Source organism: Halopseudomonas salina (assembly GCF_014637955.1).
GTDB lineage: Bacteria > Pseudomonadota > Gammaproteobacteria > Pseudomonadales > Pseudomonadaceae > Halopseudomonas > Halopseudomonas salina.
Map to the genome: position 1 here is coordinate 644,693 of NZ_BMFF01000001.1, position 19,069 is coordinate 663,761.

The following is a 19,069-nucleotide window of genomic DNA, read 5'->3' on the forward strand; positions in this document are numbered from 1 at the left end:
ACACAGTGGGTGTTGCTTCAGGGCCATTTGCCACTGTTTTATTCAGTAGTTAATTATTATAAAAACTGTCGGGCCGTGCTCGAACGCCTGTCAAATCGTCGATGCTTCTTCGGCTTTTAATTAGAGTGTCTTATGACTCAAAGACCTCCCGTTCCAGGCAACGAGCCGCAACGGCTTTTAAGGATCAGTGAGCTATCCCTTCTGGAGAGCTCCCTGGATCCGGTGTTCGAGCGGGTTGTCGAGTTGGCCGCAGCTGCCTTTCAGGTGCCGATCGCACTGATTTCCACGGTTGAAGAGAAGCGCCAGTTCTTTCGTGCGAGTGTCGGGCTCGACGTACGCGAGATGCCGCGCCTGGATTCGTTCTGCGCGTACACGATTCTTGCCGACGAGCCTTTCCAGATTTCTGATGCTCTGTCTGATTCGCGGTTTGCCAACAACCCCATCGTGACTGGTGAGCCAAACGTACGTTTCTATGCTGGTGTGCCGCTGACCACCACTGATGGGTTAGGTCTGGGTAGCGTGTGCATCATCGACACCAAGCCGCGCCCGGCGCTCGACGATCGCGAGCTGGCAATGCTCAAGCACCTGGCCGGACTGGTCATGCAGCGCATATTGACCCTGCGCGATGCCGCTATCGTGGATCAGCAGACCGGGTTGTTCAATCGGGTAATGCTGGAGCAGAGGATCCGCTCGACAGTATTCGGTGGCGAAGGCTGCACTGTGGCGGCGGTTGACGTCATACCGCCGCTGTTTCTCAACGACATTGTCAAGGCGCTCGGTTACCGTTTCTCCGATGAGCTGATACTGACCATCAAAGAACGACTGCAGGCCCAGCTACCTCAAGGATGCACCCTGTACAAGATAAGCCCCACGCGTTTCGCCTTTCTTCTGGATGAAGTGCAGGCCCAGGCTGGGCCCTCCCTGTATCAGTCCATTCTGGATGACCTGGCCAAGCCGGTAATCAGCAAGGGCATTCCGATACAGATGCAGGCAGGGATTGGTGTCCTGCCTATCGACCGCGACCAGGCCGCAGATCAGGACTGGCTGAGGCTGGTCATAAGTTCTGCTGACGATGCAAGGGATCGTCAGATAGGCTGGCAGTGGTATGACAAGCGCCTGGATGATGCACAGCAAAGGGCATTCATGTTGCTCTCGGCCATGACCGCGGCGCTGCAGTCTGATGATCAGCTTTATCTGGTGTACCAGCCGCGCATTGACCTGAATTCAGGGCGCTGTGAGTCAGTCGAAGCGCTGTTGCGTTGGACGCACCCCGTCTTCGGCCCTATTGGTCCGGCGGAATTCATTCCGCTGGCAGAAAAAACAGCTCTGATCGGCCCCATCAGCTTGAAAGTCATGCACGCGGCCGTAGCTCAAGCTGCCGTCTGGCAATCGCAAGGGATCAGCCTCAAGGTTGGAATCAACATTTCGGCTACTGACCTGGAGAGCAGTGCTTTCACCGACGAGCTTGCTGCGCTGATTGATCAGAAGGGCCTCAACCCATCCAGCCTGGAACTGGAATTTACTGAAACGGCACTGATAAACAAACCCCAGGCTGTGCGTGAGCAGCTCGACAGGATCAGCGAGTTGGGCATCAAGATCGCGATCGACGATTTTGGCAGCGGCTATAGCAACTGGACCTACCTGCGGGACCTCCCCGCGACCACGGTCAAAATTGATCAGACTTTCATGCACAATCTGCACACCAATGAAAAGAACATACCGCTGGTGCAGGCAGTCATCGAGCTGGCGTCACGCCTCGGCTACCGGGTGGTAGCCGAAGGTATCGAAGACGCCGCGACACTTGAGTTATTGCAGAGCTGGGGTTGCCATGAAGGTCAGGGGTACCATATCGCCCGGCCGATGCTGCCTGGCATGTTGCGCGACTGGCTTGCAGTGCGGCCTTCCTGATCGCGCAAAGGCAATAGTTACCTCCCACCCGAATTATCCCCAACCAGGTTTTGAATCATGAAGCACTAGGCCTCATGTGGTGCAGGAGGGGCTGCCGGCGGAGTATTCCAGGCTTGGATCGACCATCGCGTCAAACTGCTGTAGCGCGGTAGAGCCGATCAGAAACGGATATGAGAAAGAGGTGCGGTCCGTCAGATTGATTTCAACATCCTGTTCCTTCCCGCCGAGACACACGGCCATCTCGATTACCGGGCGGGAGGTGTAGTCTTTGCTTTCACCTTCGGGTACATCTGCTGCGCGCCGTTTGATCTTGCTGATACGTACAACGGGTAGTTCCAGTTCCTTGCCTTGCTGCTCGCCTTCAACAGCCAATTGGAAGCGAACCCAGTCTTCTCCGTCGCGCTTGAACAGCTTGATATTCTGCGCGCTGAGCGAGGCGGTTACGGCGCCGGTGTCCAGCTTGGCGGGTACTTCCAGATTCAGGTCAGGCAAGCTTGCCTTTTCACTGACTCCGTACACATTCGGCTGGTTGGCTGTAGCACTACCCCAAACCGTCATCAACGCAGAACATAACACCAGCATTTTGAATCGCATGTATAACCTCTTTGAAAACAATACGGTAACTGTGACCGAAGCTTCTCGGATTTGGTTCCGGGTGCGATGCGGCAGGCGTGAGGGGAGGGCACCTGGCGGGTGTGAGCGCTCCGGTGAAGGGCGCCCAAGGGGCGCCCTTGCATGGGTTTATCAGAATGCCAGGCGCGCTCCGACGGTCAGGTTGCGGCCGGGAAGCAAGACTTCATCCTTGATGAAGGAAGTATGTTCCCGTGCTTTCTCGTCCAGCAGGTTGTTGGCTTTTACATACAACAGATACTGGGTCTGGTTGAAAAACCCGGTATAGCTCAACCCCGCACTCAGCATGTTGTAGGCTTCGGTCTCGCTTTCAAATGACGCGACGCGATCCTGCTGACGCACACGGTAGAGCTGCAGCTGGCCGTCTATCGCGGGACTGAAGCTCTGGTTGAGGCGAACCCCCAAGCGGTCCGCAGGGATGCGCGGCAGGTCTTCACCGCCGCTCTTGAGCTCGCCCCGTACGTGATCTCCGAACAGGGTTAGCGCTGTGCGGCCAGTCGCCTGGAATCGCACCTGGCCCTCGATGCCGGTGAATACTGCATCGCGCTGGCGGTACTCGATTTCGCGCAGTTCTCCGCCCACGTCCCGGCCTGTGTCAGCTGCGTAGATAAAGTCGTCTATCGCATTGCGGAACAGACTAAAGGTGAAGGTGGTAGGGCCTGCCAGTTTGCGCAGCGTCAGCTCTGCGTTGTAGGAGGTTTCTTCATCTAGATCAGGATTGCCCAGCTCCACTGTACTGGTTGCCGCATGTGGCCCGTTGGCGTACAGCTCTTCAGCGGTGGGCAGGCGCTGGGATCGGGACAGGGTGAGCCCCAGAGAGTAGTCAGGCACGAAGGACCAGATGGCGCCGGCCGAGGCTGATGTGCCGCTGTGGCGACTATCGGCTGCACCCTTGGCGTCGATGGTCTGCCACTCCTGGCGCAACCCCAATTCGTATCGCCAGTTAGCCGTGGCGTATTCCTCAAGTAGAAAGATGCCGTGGTTGCGGGTCACCGTGGGTGGTACGTAGGCTTCTTCGCCAGTGGTCTCAAAGTCGCGATGCAGAGTTTGGGCGCCGACCACGCCGCGCCAGCCTGATACGGGTTGGTGGGTCAGCTCGAAGCGTGCATCGGTGGCGTTGTTCTCGAACCGAGTGCCCACCTCGCCATCTTCTATCTCGTCGTGTTCGTACTGGCTGTGCCCGATTCTGACGCGCAGGGTTTCAAAGCCAGGCAGTGGATCGCTTGCCTGTGCCCGCAGATCCCAGCGTTTCTGCGTCATATCAACATAGGGGGCCGCTTCGTGTTCATGCTCATGGGCATGATCGTCATGATCTTCGTCTTCTTCGTGGTCGTCATGCGCATCATGACCGGCGCAATGCCAGTCGCGTGGGCCATGGGTATGGCAATCGGCATGTTCGTGGAAGGGCAGTCCGTACTCACGGGTCTGCTCACCGTAGGCCAGCCCGATAAAGCCGCGCTCACCGATGAAGCTGGCCCCCAGGGTGAACGAATCGGTGTCGTTGTAGGAGCCGTGCTGCTCTCCCGGCGAATCGGGAATTTCATAATCATCGGTCCTGCGTTTGTTGCCTTCTGCCCTGAATGCGAACTGGTCTGCGCCAACGGTAATGCCGAATGCGCCGGAACGCTCATTGGCTACGCTGTTACCTCTCAGTTCCAGGTCCGCTTCATAGCCATTCTCTGGAACGTAGGTTGGTACCTTTCGGTCGATTACGTTGATTACCCCGCCGATCGCACCGCCGCCATAGAGCAGGGCAGCCGGACCCTTGAGGACCTCGATCCGCTCGGCCAGCATCGGCTCGCTGGTGACGGCGTGGTCGGGGCTGATAGTGGACGCGTCGAGCACACCTACGCCGTCGCTGAGAACTTTCACCCGGGCACCGTCCAGACCTCGAATTACCGGGCGTCCGGCACCGGCTCCAAAGCTGTTCGAGCGCAGACCGGGTAAATGTTCGAGTGTTTCCCCCAGGGTGGCTTCGCGGCTCAGGACCAACTGTGTACCGTCCAGGACCTCTGCTGGTACCACCATTTCATGACTCTGCCGTGCCAGAGCGCTGGCGCTGACAACACCAGGTTCGAGTTCGATTGTTTCCGCCGTGGCGAGTGCGGGTAGCAACACGAAGCCAATGGCTGCGGCGAGGGGGTTGAGTTTGCGATTCACTGTCATTCTCCAGAAGTGGGACAACTGCCTTCCTAGGCGATAGAAGGGTTGGGCGGGCCTCGGTGAGGCCCGGCGGGGAGAATACATAATGTTATAGTATAACGCAAAGTGGGTAAGCGGATTTCAGGAAGGATGATGGCGATCTATTGGGTTTGGGGAAGCAGGGGCATTAATGTTGGTATTCTGTGTCTGCCGCTTTGGGGGCAAGGCTTCAGGCTCGGCTCACGGCAGCACGAGCCTCCCGGACTCGCGGTGCAAATGACGCAACCGCGCACCCAGTTCGGTAATATTGCGCTGGTTTGCCTCCACCGCCCTGCGGTGCTCAGTGCTGATCATCTCAAGCGCCCGTTCATCCACCAACACGGCCAGTCCGTGCAATTTTTGCTGACGCTCATCAGTGAGCTGCTTCAGCTGCTGTCTTTCCTGCTTCTGCGGCAACCCATACCCGGTCTTCAACAATTCTGCGGGACGGCTGAGAAAGCCGCTTTCGCGCAATAGCTGGCTCATGAGTTCACCAGTTTCGTTCAGGGCGACATCATCCATGCGCCGCCCGGATACATAGCGGTCCTTGAGCTCATGCTGAATCAATATAATCTGGCGTCTGAATGCAGCTTGCTCAAGGAGCAGTAGGGCCGCCGCAACGCGATAGTCGGCTCGTTCGAACCAGTCACTTCGTTCTTCTGGCGCCAATGCGAGCCACGCCTCTACGTTCTGCTGGGGTAAATTCAAGCGCTCGCGCGCTATATCGAACATCAACTGATAGCGTTCACGGTAGGAGTCGAAATAGTAGCCCTGGCGCAAGGCTTCGGAATGATCCTGCAAGACCGACTCGTCGAGCAGGTCAGCATGCCTGAGCAGCGCCCTCAGTCCGGTTGGCGTGACCGTCTCCATACCGCGAATATCCAGGCGATCGGTACCGCTACGTAACAGCTTCAGGGTTTCAACCGCGCAGTTGTTGCTGACGAAGTAGTAGGTGCCGTCGTAGTTCCAGTGCATCTCGGCTGCGCGCCGCACCAGGCTGATCTGTTGCTCAGTGGTCAGTTTCAGTGGCAGCGACTGCAGGGATCTGAACTCAACCTTGGTGTATTCGTCGACCACCTGACTCAGTGGCAGCATGAACAAACGAGATGGATAGACGCCGGTCAGCCCATCCCAACTGGATATCTGAAGGTCATCGACGAAGGCGCGGAACGACAATACCAGATGATGTTCAAGATCCATCAGACACTCAGGCCCCAACGGCCGGCCAGGCGCACACATGACAACCCGAAGCATGCTGTGACCCCAGCGGCTAACCAGTGCTCCCTCAGGCTCGGCGAGCAAGTAATGCACCTGATAGATACGCCCCTCGTCGAGTTGCCCCAGGACCTGTTTGTCGACATCCAGCCCACCATTGACATAGGGCAAACCCGGAGCACAGTCGGCCGCAACGCTGGGCGCCCAGCCAAAGTGCTCCGAAAAATAGTCATGTAATCCCGGCCGGCGGCACCGGTATTCGGGGTCAAGCAGGAAGTACTCAAGATTGACTGCAACAAACTCGCGTGGATTGCTCAGTTCATAGGCATCCGGCGTGCGCAGGTATTGGTCATTGTGCCGTTCTACCTCGCCACGGCCACCGATACGCGCGGGCCAACCGGCGAGCTCAAGCAATCGGGGATTGTCACTCAGGGTAAAGCGTCGCTGCGACTGGCCCCGGCATTCAACAGGCAAGCCAACCGGGCCAAGACTCTTGTGCTGCCGGGCACATGAGCGTAACAACCCACGCTCGTCAGCAGGCCAGAACTGGCCTCGGTCGTAAAAATGCGCAAGCTCGTGGATCAGTGTTGCTTGCAGCTCCCGTTGCAGTGTGGCGTGCTGGCGTCCGGCGGGCAGGGTTTGATCGTCCCCCTGCACCAGCGCATCGAGCCAACGCTGATTGAGGAGTATTTGACCATCATAGCGGGCCCGCCCCATGACGCTATGCGCCAGTTTGGGAGACCAACGTAAAAGGATTTCATGGTCGAGTTGTGAAACCAACCGGGGAGGCAGGGCCTTGAGCGCCGCTTCAAGCAGCTTCTGGCTGGCCTGTCGCTGCTCATTGCTCAGCTCGGCCTGTTCCAGTTTCACAGTCAAGGCTGAATGAGCAGGAAGAACCCACAGTAGCGATGTTAGACCCAGAACAATGGCGATCACGGCTACGCCCCGCTCGAGAGCGGGGCGTATGTCAAGGCGCAATGGGAATGACGCCCTGAAAAGACTGGGCGTTCAGGACTGCTATCACAGAGCCAGAATAGCTTCTGCCAGTTGCATATCAGTGGCTTGTAGCTCTGGCATCTGGTGGCGAATATGACCCAGCGCCGCCTCCAGGTTAACGCCGCGCACTTGACCGTCACTGCCGACGAAGCTGGCAGCGTCATCCCGGGCATCCAACACGACCTTGTTCGAGCCAAAGGTAGAGGCAGTGCTGTCACCCAAGGCTTCAGCCATGTTGACTAGAACGTTGCCCACCGCATTGGTGGTACCAATAAAGCTGGAAGCGGAAGCCATTGCAGAAAAACCAACCAGACCAGCAGCAAGGATTACAGAGCGAATCTTCATGAAAACTCCTAGAGAGAGACCAGGCCTAATAAACCTGAAGTAACGAGCCATTACAGGTCCGCTTTCGTTGATTCTAGCGTTTATCCGACAGAAAAAGGGGACAGATTTATTTACCGCTTTTCAGTGTGCTCATGTTTGTTTCACTCCCCGGTTCTGTTGCCACACCATCGCGACCAGCACGGCCGATGCCAGACCGCCGACCAGGGTCGTCATCGGCCCCGGAAAGCTGAAGGCAAAGCCTGCGGCAATCAGTGGCAGGCGTTGCCAGTGTTTGACCAGGCCCGCCCCGAGCAGGTAACCCTCCAGCCCGCCAGAGATCAGCATGATGCCGGCAATGATCGAGGGCAGGACGTAGAACAGCGGGGTCAGGTCGCCCTGCAGCAGCAGGGCAGGCTGGAACAGGAAAAACAGCGGCACGAAGTAGATCACGATGCCCAGGCGCATGGCGGTGAAGGAGGTCTTCATCGGCTTGGCCCCGGCTATGGTGCCTGCCAGGAATGCAGCAGCACCCACTGGCGGCGTAATCACCGAGAGCATGGCGTAATAGACGATAAAGAAATGCACGGCGATGGTGTTCAGCCCGCCCACCTCAATGATCGCCGGGGCCAGTGTGACCGCCAGGAAGATGTAGGCGACGATGGCCAGACCCGCCATGCCCATGATGAAGCAGGCAGCAATGCCAAACAGGATCACCAGGAACAGGTTGTCACCGCCCAAGCCCACCAGGCCGGAGGTGACCGAGCCGGTAACGCCGGTAATGGTCAGGGCGCCGACCACAAAGGCGATCGGCAGGATGATGGCGGCGGTTTGGGTGATGAGTACGCCGATCTGGCGGATGGCGTCATACAGCCGGGCGGGCGTCAGGCGAGTCTCCTTGCGCAGGAACGACAGCCCGATCATCAGGATGCAGGCGTACCAGGGCGTGTAGTACTCCCAGCGCATGTACAGCAGGCCCCACATGAGGAATGCCATGACGAACAGGAATGGCCAACCGCGCATCAGTACCTTGCGTGTGGAGGGCAGATCCTCTTCCAGCATGCCCTTGATACCGGTGCGCGCGGCATAACCGTCTACCTGCAGCAGCAAGCCGAAGTAGAACAGGAGCGAGGGCAGGATGGCGGCGATCATGATGGTGGCGTAGTCCACGCCGATGGTAATTGCCATGACAAACGCGATTGCGCCCATCACCGGCGGCATTACCACGCCCCCGGTCGAGGCGCAGGCTTCGATGGCGCCGGCGTAGTGGGCCGGATAGCCGGCTTTTTTCATGGTCGGGATGGTGATGGAGCCGGTGCCGGCGATGTTGGAGAAGATCGAGCCGGACAGGCTGCCCATAAAGGCACTGGCGACCACCGCGACCTTGGCCGGGCCGCCGCGATAACGTCCAAAACCGGCGTTGGCCAGGTCTATGAAGAAGGCACCCGCGCCGGTAGCCAGCAATATGCCGGCGAACACCAGGAAGCCCAGGATGATTTCGGCGACGATTTTGGTGGTGATGCCCATCATGCCTTCGGCGCGGAAGACGTAGGACTCGATCATGTGATCAAACTGATAGGGCACCCCCATGATAAGCCCGGGGAACAGGTCCGCGACTAGCGGATACAGCCCGATCAGCACCACGACCAGCAGAAAAGGCGTACCCCCGCTGCGTCGGGCCAGCTCCATCATCAACAGCCAGATGACGATGCCCAGGTACAGATTGCTCCAGCCGGCCTGGATCATGTCCCAGGCGTTGTTGGCGAAGTAAAAGCTCACGCCCAGCACGAGGACGGCGGCCACTATGTCGTACCAGGGCACCTTCGACTGGCCGGCTTTGGCCGGGAGCGCCAGAAAGGCAGCGGCGGCGAAGAAGCCGATAAAGATCCAGTAGTACTCGCCTTCCAGCAGGCGCCGGCCGTTCCAGGTGAAGCCGAAGATATAGGCTATCCCCGCTATCAGCCCGCAGACGCTCAGCACGACAAAGGCGATGCTCTGCCAGGAGAACGGCTCACCCAGCCGAGTGACCTCGGCGCCTGGTTCAACGACTTCAGCAACGACGGTTTCAGTTTTCATGGAGCCCCTTGTTGTTAAAGACGTGTGCGGAAGCCTTCCAGGCCTTGCGTATGCTTATCCACAATGGCCATGAACCTGTCGTTGTTCATGTTTGGCTCGATACCGCTTTCCTTGGCTTCGGCCAGGGCTGCCCGCCGGGCGACCATCCAGCTATCCATTTTTTTGATAGCCTCCTGGTTCAGTTTGTCGTCTTCCTCGGTCCAGACGTTGACCTCTTTCAGGTAACGCACGGTGCCTTCGTGGACAGGCAGCGGCGAGCGATTCAGATACTCGCGGAACACCTCCAGGCTCATGCGGGTGGACAGGGGATGAGAGCCTTTGTAGGTGTCGTAGGATTGGTGGAACCACTTGGCCATGGTGTAGGCGAAGGCTTCGTCGGCATCCGCCGGGGCGGCGTAGAGAAAGTTCGAGACAAGACCGTCAACGCCTTTGGCTGACGACACACCCATGCTGATGGTGCCGGGCACGACCATGGGGCGATGCTCGAGGAATCCTTCCCATGCCTGACTACTATCTAGATCCATGGACAGCCAGCGGATGCCGCCGGGCGCGCCTTCCATCTCGGCCATCACCGAACTGATGGTGGCGCAGTAGGCCACATCGGCCTTGCCTTCCACAACGGCGCGGCAGTTCTCGACATAGCTGCTGGCCGGCACAAATCGGAGGTTTTCAGCGCCTTCGGCGCTTGTCATGCCTAAATAGGCAGGCAGGGCATCGGTCACGGCGGCAATCATGGGAGGGGAGAACTGCCCCCGTGCAACCCGAACGCCGCCTTTTTTCAGGTCGTCCATCGTGTGTAGGTCCGAGTCGCCGGAGACCACGAACGACCAGGGGGTGTCGTTGTGGTGCCAGATGACGCGCTGGGGTACCGGGGTCATGGTGGCGTAGTGGCCAATGCCCTGGATCTGGAAACGCAGCTCGGCGGTGGAGACCGAACTCAGCGCCAGGTCGCGACGTTCAGTCAGCCGGCGGTGCCGCTGGACTTCGCTGTCCTCCGGCACAACGCGGACGTTGGTTCCCAGATCCTTCTGCAGGATAGGGCCCCAGCCATTGGTGGAAGCAAAGCTGCCGCTGGAGGTGCCGGGGGTGCCGATGACCAGCAGGTGCGGCATAGTGAATTCTTCCGCGTGGGCCAGGCTGGCAAGGCCAAACGCAAGCCCGCCCGCCAGAGACAGGCAAGCACCCACCATGGGCTTCAGCGATGTGATTCTCATGAGAGCTGGCTCCAGGCTTGTTATTTTTATCGTGATAACGTCGCTGTGCTGGGCGCTGACACCCGCAAGGCCAAGCTAAGGTCGAGGCGGCTTTGCTGTCAACACAACTGGGCAAAGATGCCGGTTGGAGAAGATGCCCGATTTGTGTGATGAATGGCGAAGCGTGAGAGTTGGGAGACTTACCTTCGGGTTGCGTTACTCAGGCAGCCAGATTTTTTCCAGTTGCTGAAAGTTCCATTGTTCCGGATCTTCTCTGCTTACAATTTGCTCTTTTACGCGTGTATCTGACAAATCCAGGGTTCTGGTAGCAATCTTTTGCCGCAAGGTTATTGAGTAGAATACCTCTACCTTCGGTTTCAGCAGCGATTCCGGATTCTGCTCGATCACCACTGCCAGTTGCTTTGAAGTGAGCTTTACCAATGACCCTACCGGATAAATGCCGAGCATACGCACGAAGATCCGCAGCAGCTCCGGATCAAAATGCCCCTTCCATGCAACCATCCGGCTGACCGAAATCGCTGGGTCCCAGCCCGCTTTGTATGGTCGATTTGAGGTGATGGCATCGTACACATCACAGATTGCCCCAATGCGTGCGAGCAGGCTGATCTGTGCTCCGGCTTGTTGCTGAGGATAGCCGGTACCATCGAACTTTTCATGGTGATGCAGGCACACATCAAGCACCGCTTCGGGCACGTCCGTCCAGGATTGCAATAGCTGATACCCCATGACCGGATGCTCACGCATCACAGCAAACTCATCCTCCGTTAGCTTGCCTGGCTTGTTGAGAATATCTTCTGGGGTAAGCGCTTTACCCAGATCATGCAGCAGCCCTGCCAAGCCCGCTTGACGCGTTGCTTCTTCATCCAACTGAAGTTGCCGCGCCATGCCAATCATCAACGCAGCAACAGCGACAGAGTGCAAATAGGTGTATTCATCCTTGCTTTTGATCCGTGCAACGCTAATCAACGCATGGGAATTACGCGAGACCGAGGCGCTCATTTCATCGAGCAACTCGTTCAGCCCCGCTGTTTCCAGCGTCCGGCCCATTCGCGCATCGGCAAACATGCTTACCACGGCTTCTTTGCCACTACGAAAGATTTCACGTGCTTGACGCACTTCATCTTTGAATGAGCTCGTTATTACTGGCGTTTTTGCCTGGCTGTTGTCTGCACCAACCTCAGCATCTTTGCCGAGTGCGACTGATTCAATCGGCGCTGCTGGGTGATGAGGCGCAACATCACAGCCACGCGCCAGATCGATGATAAGTTCGTTAACTGAAGATTGACGGATTTTGGCCAGGGTAGCTGAGTCTTCAATCAACAATTTGCTGGTCCAGAAGGGGTGTTCTAGCCAGGAGCCGCAGAATTTATGCACATACATACCCATGCATACTTGGCTGAGGGGGATTTTCTTCAACATGGAGGATACCAGCTGACCAATATCACGATACTGGCTGATTAACGTAAAAGCCTCCGTGCTTGTCCCGGCTAAGAGTAACCAGGCTTTGACTTTATAATCATAGCCCTTGGCCATCTCTCTACCAATAGGCGAGCATGCAAATATGCGAGTAATCCACTACAAAATAATTTGAGGGTTTCGATCCAGGGGCATCAGGAGTGGTACTGCGCACTTGTGTTTATCCTTCGCGCAGCAGCATGGCCTGGTTGAGCCGTAATGCCTGCAAAGTGGGAATGAGGCCGCCGAGCATGGCTAGGGAGCTGACTGCAGCTGCGACCAACGCACCAAGCCACCAGAGATCGCCGGCGGGTAACTTCAGCAATGTGGCGGCCAGGGGCAGGGCGATCAGCGCGCCCAGGGCAGTAGCAAACAGCGTGGCGATAAACGTCAGCAACCCCGTTTCCAACAGCATCGCCAAACGAATCGCCCGGTGCCTGGCGCCGAGAATATGCAGCAGGTTGGCTTCATAGAGCTGCCGCCTGCGGCTGACGCTGACGACGCTGGAAAGCACCAGCAGGCTTGCGGTAAGACTGACCAGAGCCACTGCGGCAAGGCCCGCGGTGGCTTTGCCGAGCAGGTCGCCGGCAGTTTCCAGCCAGTCGGCGGTGCGCAGAGTGATGACGTTGGGTATGTTTCTGGCCAGCCATTGTTGTGACGCCTTGGCGCCGGGATCACTTTGGTAAACCACGCCTACGTAGCGGCCGATCAGTTCATCCAGGGCGCCGTCCTGTAGTACGCCTTCAAACCAGAAGCGCGTTTGCAGACCTTTCTGGCGGTAGAGGGCCTTGATTTCGGCGGGGACGGTCTGACCTTCGACCTGAAACTCCACCTGGTCGCCCACGGTCAGGCCGAGTTGGTTGGCTTCGCGATCTTCCATGGCCATGAAGGCGGGCCGGCCTTCTGGCGCAGGCGCGGTCCACCATTCGCCGGCAATCAGCTCCAGGTCTTCCGGGTTGCCTGACAGGTAGCTGAGTTTGTATTCATCGCCCATGGCTTCGCGTCTGGCTTGGGAGTTGTCTGCCAGCACTTCGGCAATGGGCTCCTGGTTGATGGCGTTCAGTCGGCCACGCACCAGTGGCAGGAGTTCGGTTTCGGCGTCTGGGTCCAGACTTTGCAGACCGGTTTGCAGGGGTTCGATCTGGTCTGGCAGCACTTCATACAGAATCAATGCGGGCGCTTCGGCGGGTATTGTGGACTCCAGTGCGCGGAGCAAGGTGCTGACCAGCAGCGTGCAGGCGACGACCAGTGTGAGTGCGGTACCCAGTGAGAGCAGGGTCGCACGCAGTGGCGAGTCGGGCCGATGCAAGTTGGCCAGGGCCAAACGACGGGCGAAGTTGCGATCGGCAAAACCGCTGTTTTCCAGCGCGCGGGCGGAATACTGCAAGCCTTTGATCAGCGTTTCCAGCAGCCCCCAGAGCACGACTAACGCAAGCAGAAACAGGAAGCCAAGCAGCGAGGAGGGCAGCCAGATCAGCAGGGTGGCGATGTATACAGCCAGCAGGCCATAACTGGCGAGGCGCCAACTGCGCGGTTCATGGCTGGCGGCCTGTACCTTGCCGCGAAACAGTCCAGCCGGTGAGGCAGCAAGCGCCTTGGCCAATGCCGGCAGCGCGAATACATAGGCGGTCAGCACGGCGAAAAGCCAGCTGAGTAACAGGGGCAGGATCCAGACCGAGATCCACTGGCCAGCTCCGCTAGATTCGGTCGCGGCAAAGGTATTGTCGGCCAGACTCAGAGCTACCGTAGATAACCCAACGCCCAAGGCGCCGCCGACAAGACCGGCAATGCTGCCAAGTATGCCGATTTGTAGCAGATAGATGCCTACTAGCGGCCTGCGCCGTAAACCCAGGGTTTGCAGTGTGGCGATGGTGCCGAGCTTCTCATCCAGGTAGGCATGGATGCTGTTGGCAACGCCCAGGCCACCAATAAACAGCGTGGTGAAGGCGATCAGAATCAGCGCGGTGGCGATCTGGTCCAGGCGCTCGGCCAGGCGTTCACTGCGCTCGGCGAAGGTGGTGGTGTCCCACTGGGTTTCGGGGAAAGCCTGTTCGAATTCATCCAGCCACAGATCCAGGTCGCGGTCGGTCTTCACCCGGTATTCGTAGTCGACGCGTGCGCCGGGACCTATGAGTTGCGCTGCCTGCAACGCCTCGTCGGAAATCATGATTGGCAGACCGCGCCAGTTGGCATTCAGACTGCGATCGGGCTGCGCCTGAATCAGCCCACCGATGCGGAAGGTGGCGGCGCCGATCTGGATTTCATCACCCACGTTCTGACCCAGGCGCTCGGCCAGCACGGGATCGATAACAGCACCCCAAAGATCATTCTTTTGAGCGGTGAGTTCGGCCAGCGGTTGGTCTGGAGAGAGGCGCAGCTCGCCGTACAGCGGATAGGCAGCATCCGGCGTAAGGATCGCGGCCCTGAGAAAGTTGTCGCCAGCCTGATCGCTGACCATGGTGTCGAGTTCGCGCACCAGGGAAACAGTGCCGGTGGTGCGAATCCATTCCAGCACCTCATCGGGCAGCGGCTGACTTGCATCCAGCTCGACGTCGCCGCCCAGCAGCGCTCGGGTATCCGCCAGCAGGCTCTGTTCGACCACCCGATAAAGGCTCGCCGTGGCAGCTACCAGAGTGACGCCGAGAATCAGACATGCCAGAAAAACCTTGAGCACAGAGAGGCGCGAGCGCAGATCTGTCACAGCAAACCGACACATCCAGGACAATCTAGTGAACATATCAGAGCGCATGCAAACGCCCTGCATCCATTCTGACCCGGTGCTGGCAACGTTCGGCTACGCGCTCGTCGTGGGTGACCAGCACCAGCGTTGATTTGCTTTGCTTGTGCAAATCGAACAGCAGTGACAGTACCTTTTCGCCGGTTTGCTGATCCAGGTTTCCGGTGGGCTCATCGCCCAGCAGCAGGCTGGGTTGATGAACCAGTGCCCGGGCAATCGCCACGCGCTGCTGCTCACCCCCGGACATCTGGCTGGGGTAGTGTTGCAAGCGGTGGCTTAGCCCGACTGCCTCCAGCATCGCCAGGGCGCGTTCGCGGGCATTAGCCTGGCCGGCGATTTCCAGTGGCAGGCTGACGTTGCCCAGGGCGCTGAGGCCGGGCAGCAAATGGAAAGACTGAAAAATGATTCCCAGGTGCGCACTGCGCCAGTCAGCCAGGGCGTTGGAGTCCATATCGCTCAGTTTCTGGCTGCCGACCAGTATCTCGCCCTGGTCCGGGCGTTCGAGGCCGGAGAGCAGCAATAGAAGGGAGGTCTTGCCGCTGCCCGAGGGGCCGGTAATCGCCAGGGATTCACCGGGCGGCACTGTGAGCGAGGCATCGTTGAGTACCGCGACGGAACCCGATTCTGTGGGGTAGGTCAGGTGAATACCGCTCATTTGCACGCTGGTGGACACAGGGGCTCCTTGGGTCGGTCCGGATCAGGAGACACTATGCCATGCCCACTGCAAAACCGACGATCCGCGGACACCATTGGCAACACTCTGCCGAGATTCAGCCTGCTGTGTAAGGTTTATCCGAGGACGAAACAGCTGCCGGCTCCCCGACCGCCCACTCCTTGGGAAAGCGGCGGATCAGTAGTGTCAGTCCAAAGCCCACTGACAACACAGCGAGGGTAAAACCGAAGGCGGCGGTGAAGCCTCCGGTGTTTTCGATCAACCAACCGGCGATGGCGGGCCCGAGGAATTGGCCGAAGGCAAAGAATAAGGTCGAAAAACTGAAGGCGATGGGGATATAGCGCGGTGCCACCTGATCGGTCGCGCTGGTTTGAATCAGCGTAAACAAGCCGTTGACCGATGCACCCATTACCAGAAAATGAAAAAAGAAGTAGTGCTGGGTCTGCTCGATGAGCGGTAGCCCCATGGCCACGATTACCAGAAAGATGCACGTCGCCAGTGCGTTGCCCCGGCCCCAGAAGTCAGACACCCAGCCCCACAGGGGGCCGGCGGCGATGGACATCAGCCCTGTCATAGCCATATAGCGACCAGCGATTGCTTCGCTATGGCCTGATTCGACCATGAAACTGACTATAAATACCGCCTGAACGATGTAGCCAAGGCCAATGATGCCGTAGGTGGCGGCTACTATGAGTATCCGGGGGTTGCGGTAGATCCGCCATTTTTCGTCTGTCGGCAGATGCCCGGCGGCCGTGGATCTCGCTTTGGGTGGGTTGCGCACGAACAGGCCGATCATGACGGTTACAAAGAGTGCGGTTGCGGCAAAAACACCCCAGCTGACCCGCCAGCCATACTCACCGAATACCTTGAACAAAAAGGGCACCAGCATGCCGGACACCAGGATGCTGATACCTACACCGCTGGTCATGCAGCCAATCACCAGACCGCGTTTCTCCGGGAACCAGGTGGCCAGAAGGGCGACCATAGGTGCAAATGCGAAGGCAGTACCAAAGCCCAGTAGGCCCATCAGAAGCATCACCAGCCAGAAGTTGGCAGCAATGGCGAGGCCCACGAAACCTGCGGTCACCGTGAGCATGCCAAACATGATGGAAGCTTTGGCGCCCCAGCGGGCAGCCGCAAGGCCCCCGGCCAGCACGGAGCAAACGTAGCACAGGGCAGTCACTGTGCTGAGAATACCCGCCTGCTGGTAAGACAATCCGAGGTCTGCACGCATGGCTGGCAGAATGATGCCGTAGGCCAGGCGGGCAAACCCGATAACGACCAGGGACGTAAGGGTGCCGCAAAGCACGGTAATGACCATGTTCGGGCGGTTGCTATTCTGGGACATCGTGACTCGCTTGTTATCGGACACTTGGCAGCCGCATAGGTTAGCAGTTATCCAAAAAGCATGTCCCCGACGTCACACCATTTCCAGCGGCTGCTTGCTTGCCGGCGGCGGGTAAGCGGCATCGATCTGGGACAGATCGTCTTCGTCGAGGTGCAGGCTGTCAGCCCCGGCGTTCTGTCTGAGGTGATCCAGGTTGACCGCTTTGGGAATGGCGATCACGCCGGGGTGGCGCATGACCCAGGCGAGTGCTACCTGGGCAGTTGTGGCGCCATGCTTGTCGGCTATGCGCTGTAGCACAGCGTCATGCAAAAGCACTCCGCCTTGCCCGATGGGGCAGTAAGCCATAAGCGGCATTTGCTGCTTTGCCTGCCAGTCCAGCAGGTCGTACTCAATGCCGCGGGCTTCTGGGTTGTAGAGCACCTGATTGGTTGCGCAAGCAGAGTTGGCAAGTTCTTGCAGGTCAGCAACATCAAAGTTGGAAACACCCCAGCGGAGGATCTTGCCCTGTGCGCGCAGGCGTTCAAAGGCGTCCACTGTTTCGCTCAGTGGATAATCACCGCGCCAGTGCAGCAGGTACAGATCAATGGTGTCGGTATCCAGACGTTGAAGGCTGCGCTCGCATGCCGCCTGCACGCCTCTGGTACTGGCGTTATGTGGGTAGACCTTGCTGACCAGATAGACCTCGTCTCGCCGGCCACGCATGGCTTCGCCGACAATTTCTTCAGCACCGCCCTCGGCATACATTTCTGCAGTGTCGATCAGCGTCATGCCCAGATCCAGCCCCGCGCGCAGGGCCCTGACTTCAGCCTGCCGTTGGCCGGCATCCTCGCCCATATGCCAGGTGCCCTGGCCAATACGCGGAACCTTTGCTCCGCCCAGTTTGATTGTCTGCATACCGGGAACTCCCTCTGATTGATGTATGCCGGGTGGATTACCGGCTGCGACCTTTGATAAGTTGTTTTTGCAGGGCTGTGACGTCCTTGCTTGCCTGCAATACGGATAGCGCCGGATCGGCCTTGCCATTGCGCCCCAGGCGGTCGATCTGGGCGTAGTACCAGTATTGCACCGCAAATGTAGCCATGGCTTTCAGGGCGTTGAGTTTGCCCAGAAACGCCAGCCAGCTGGGGAACAGGGCTAGCTGTTTTTCATAGCGGGGCAATTCTTCGAGCCCGGCTAGCAGTTGCGCAGGCGCGTCAGTCATCACACACATGGGGCGGCCCAGGCCGATGAGGTCAGCAGCGCCGCTATCCAGGGCCTGCTGCATGGCCTTTTTCTGACGGAAACCGCCTGTGACCATCAAGGGCACCGACACCTTGGCGCGCATGGCCAGGGCGAAGTCCACAAAATAGGCTTCGCGCTCTTGAGTGGATTGGGCCACGGTTTGTGGCTCTTCCGCTTCAATACCTTCGACGCCGAGCAGCTTGGGTTGTTCATAGGTACCGCCGGATATTTCGATGAGATCGACGCTGGCCTGCTCCAGCCATTCGACTACCTGCAGACTGTCTTCGAAGTCGAATCCGCCTTTCTGGAAGTCGGCGCTGTTGAGTTTCACCGAGATCGGGAACTCGGGACCAACTGCTGCACGCACGGCCGCGACACTGTCCATCAGCACGCGGGCGCGGTTCTCCAGAGAGCCACCGTATTCGTCTTTGCGCTGGTTGCTGCGGGGGCTGAGGAACTGCGACAGCAGGTAGCCGTGAGCGGCGTGGATCTGCACTCCGGTAAAGCCGGCTGCCTGCACCGCTGCGGCGCACTGGGCAAAGCGGCGGACAATCTCGTTTATTTCGTCTTTTTCCAGGGCTACCGGCTCACCGAACTGGCCTCCTGGTAGGCCCAGTTTGACTGGCGATGGCGCCTTTGGGTGTGGGTTGACCATCTTCATGGTCTGGCGGCCTGCATGGCTGATCTGCGCCCAGAAATGGTTGCCGTTGCGTGTAGCGGCCTTGGCCCAGCTACTCAGCGCGGCGTGCATGGCTGCATCGGGTTCACAGTCTATGACTACGTTGCCGGGGCGTTCCAGGTGGTCGCGGTCAATCTGGATATTGCCGGATAGCAACATGCCCGCGCCGCCATCGCTCCACAGGCCGTAGAGGCGTTCGAGTTCCGGGGTCGGCAGGCCGTCGGGCGTGGCCAGGCCTTCGGTCATGGCGGCTTTAGATAGGCGATTGGGGATGATGGCGCCGCATGGGAGGCTTAGAGGATCGGCAAGGGACTTGGTCATGGGGTTCTCTTGTTCTTGTTTATGACAGTGATGTGAGTGTATCCGGTTTTCCGACGGGTGTTCTTGAGAGGCGCTGAAATATCCTGTGAATCAA

General features: G+C 58.6%; 13 protein-coding genes. 1 reads left to right on the forward strand and 12 read right to left on the reverse strand.

Annotated features, from left to right (window positions below):
- The first annotated feature begins 132 nt into the window (after positions 1 to 132).
- Positions 133 to 1,908 carry a sensor domain-containing phosphodiesterase gene (locus IEV54_RS03170; protein ID WP_150277272.1) on the forward strand — a complete coding sequence of 592 codons (1,776 nt, stop codon included), beginning with the start codon at positions 133 to 135 and terminating at the stop codon, positions 1,906 to 1,908.
- A 72-nt stretch (positions 1,909 to 1,980) separates the two neighbouring features.
- Here IEV54_RS03170 and IEV54_RS03175 read toward each other — a convergent pair whose 3' ends face one another.
- The 12 genes from IEV54_RS03175 to IEV54_RS03230 form a co-directional block, all read right to left on the reverse strand.
- The gene (locus IEV54_RS03175) at positions 1,981 to 2,502 is read right to left on the reverse strand and encodes an ATP-dependent zinc protease family protein (protein ID WP_150277271.1); all 522 of its coding nucleotides are present in this window, start codon (positions 2,500 to 2,502) and stop codon (positions 1,981 to 1,983) included.
- 150 nt (positions 2,503 to 2,652) lie between these two features.
- Positions 2,653 to 4,698, reverse strand: coding sequence for a TonB-dependent receptor (locus IEV54_RS03180; RefSeq protein WP_150277270.1), 2,046 nt, complete (start codon positions 4,696 to 4,698; stop codon positions 2,653 to 2,655).
- 222 nt (positions 4,699 to 4,920) lie between these two features.
- Positions 4,921 to 6,870 (reverse strand): DUF7844 domain-containing protein, encoded by a 1,950-nt coding sequence (locus IEV54_RS03185; protein WP_150277491.1) that lies wholly within the window; start codon positions 6,868 to 6,870, stop codon positions 4,921 to 4,923.
- 84 nt (positions 6,871 to 6,954) lie between these two features.
- Positions 6,955 to 7,275, reverse strand: a complete 321-nt coding sequence (locus tag IEV54_RS03190; protein ID WP_150277269.1) for a DUF2388 domain-containing protein — start codon at positions 7,273 to 7,275, stop codon at positions 6,955 to 6,957.
- A gap of 129 nt (positions 7,276 to 7,404) precedes the next feature.
- Entirely contained in the window at positions 7,405 to 9,327 is a 1,923-nt protein-coding gene (locus IEV54_RS03195) for a TRAP transporter permease (RefSeq protein WP_150277268.1), read from the reverse strand.
- A gap of 14 nt (positions 9,328 to 9,341) precedes the next feature.
- Positions 9,342 to 10,541 (reverse strand): TAXI family TRAP transporter solute-binding subunit, encoded by a 1,200-nt coding sequence (locus tag IEV54_RS03200; RefSeq protein WP_150277267.1) that lies wholly within the window; start codon positions 10,539 to 10,541, stop codon positions 9,342 to 9,344.
- 195 nt (positions 10,542 to 10,736) lie between these two features.
- Entirely contained in the window at positions 10,737 to 12,074 is a 1,338-nt protein-coding gene (locus tag IEV54_RS03205) for a cyclic di-GMP phosphodiesterase (RefSeq protein ID WP_308420789.1), read from the reverse strand.
- 103 nt (positions 12,075 to 12,177) lie between these two features.
- The gene (locus IEV54_RS03210) at positions 12,178 to 14,733 is read right to left on the reverse strand and encodes an ABC transporter permease (protein ID WP_223825417.1); all 2,556 of its coding nucleotides are present in this window, start codon (positions 14,731 to 14,733) and stop codon (positions 12,178 to 12,180) included.
- A 1-nt stretch (position 14,734) separates the two neighbouring features.
- Positions 14,735 to 15,388: an ABC transporter ATP-binding protein gene (locus tag IEV54_RS03215; RefSeq protein WP_150277489.1), complete on the reverse strand. Its 654-nt coding sequence runs from the start codon at positions 15,386 to 15,388 to the stop codon at positions 14,735 to 14,737.
- Positions 15,389 to 15,503: 115 nt separating this feature from the next.
- Positions 15,504 to 16,754, reverse strand: a complete 1,251-nt coding sequence (locus tag IEV54_RS03220; protein ID WP_150277265.1) for an MFS transporter — start codon at positions 16,752 to 16,754, stop codon at positions 15,504 to 15,506.
- A 72-nt stretch (positions 16,755 to 16,826) separates the two neighbouring features.
- Positions 16,827 to 17,648: an aldo/keto reductase gene (locus IEV54_RS03225; RefSeq protein WP_150277264.1), complete on the reverse strand. Its 822-nt coding sequence runs from the start codon at positions 17,646 to 17,648 to the stop codon at positions 16,827 to 16,829.
- A 37-nt stretch (positions 17,649 to 17,685) separates the two neighbouring features.
- Positions 17,686 to 18,975: an NADH:flavin oxidoreductase/NADH oxidase family protein gene (locus IEV54_RS03230; protein ID WP_150277263.1), complete on the reverse strand. Its 1,290-nt coding sequence runs from the start codon at positions 18,973 to 18,975 to the stop codon at positions 17,686 to 17,688.
- Positions 18,976 to 19,069 lie beyond the last annotated feature (94 nt).

Bases quoted from the DNA above. Each gene is read 5' to 3' on its own strand.
- IEV54_RS03190 (WP_150277269.1), bottom strand. From the start codon at position 7,275: ATGAAGATTCGCTCTGTAATCCTTGCTGCTGGTCTGGTTGGTTTTTCT.
- IEV54_RS03215 (WP_150277489.1), bottom strand. From the start codon at position 15,388: ATGAGCGGTATTCACCTGACCTACCCCACAGAATCGGGTTCCGTCGCG.
- IEV54_RS03175 (WP_150277271.1), bottom strand. From the start codon at position 2,502: ATGCGATTCAAAATGCTGGTGTTATGTTCTGCGTTGATGACGGTTTGG.
- IEV54_RS03205 (WP_308420789.1), bottom strand. From the start codon at position 12,074: ATGGCCAAGGGCTATGATTATAAAGTCAAAGCCTGGTTACTCTTAGCC.
- IEV54_RS03220 (WP_150277265.1), bottom strand. From the start codon at position 16,754: ATGTCCCAGAATAGCAACCGCCCGAACATGGTCATTACCGTGCTTTGC.
- IEV54_RS03195 (WP_150277268.1), bottom strand. From the start codon at position 9,327: ATGAAAACTGAAACCGTCGTTGCTGAAGTCGTTGAACCAGGCGCCGAG.
- IEV54_RS03170 (WP_150277272.1), top strand. From the start codon at position 133: ATGACTCAAAGACCTCCCGTTCCAGGCAACGAGCCGCAACGGCTTTTA.
- IEV54_RS03200 (WP_150277267.1), bottom strand. From the start codon at position 10,541: ATGAGAATCACATCGCTGAAGCCCATGGTGGGTGCTTGCCTGTCTCTG.
- IEV54_RS03225 (WP_150277264.1), bottom strand. From the start codon at position 17,648: ATGCAGACAATCAAACTGGGCGGAGCAAAGGTTCCGCGTATTGGCCAG.
- IEV54_RS03230 (WP_150277263.1), bottom strand. From the start codon at position 18,975: ATGACCAAGTCCCTTGCCGATCCTCTAAGCCTCCCATGCGGCGCCATC.
- IEV54_RS03210 (WP_223825417.1), bottom strand. From the start codon at position 14,733: ATGTTCACTAGATTGTCCTGGATGTGTCGGTTTGCTGTGACAGATCTG.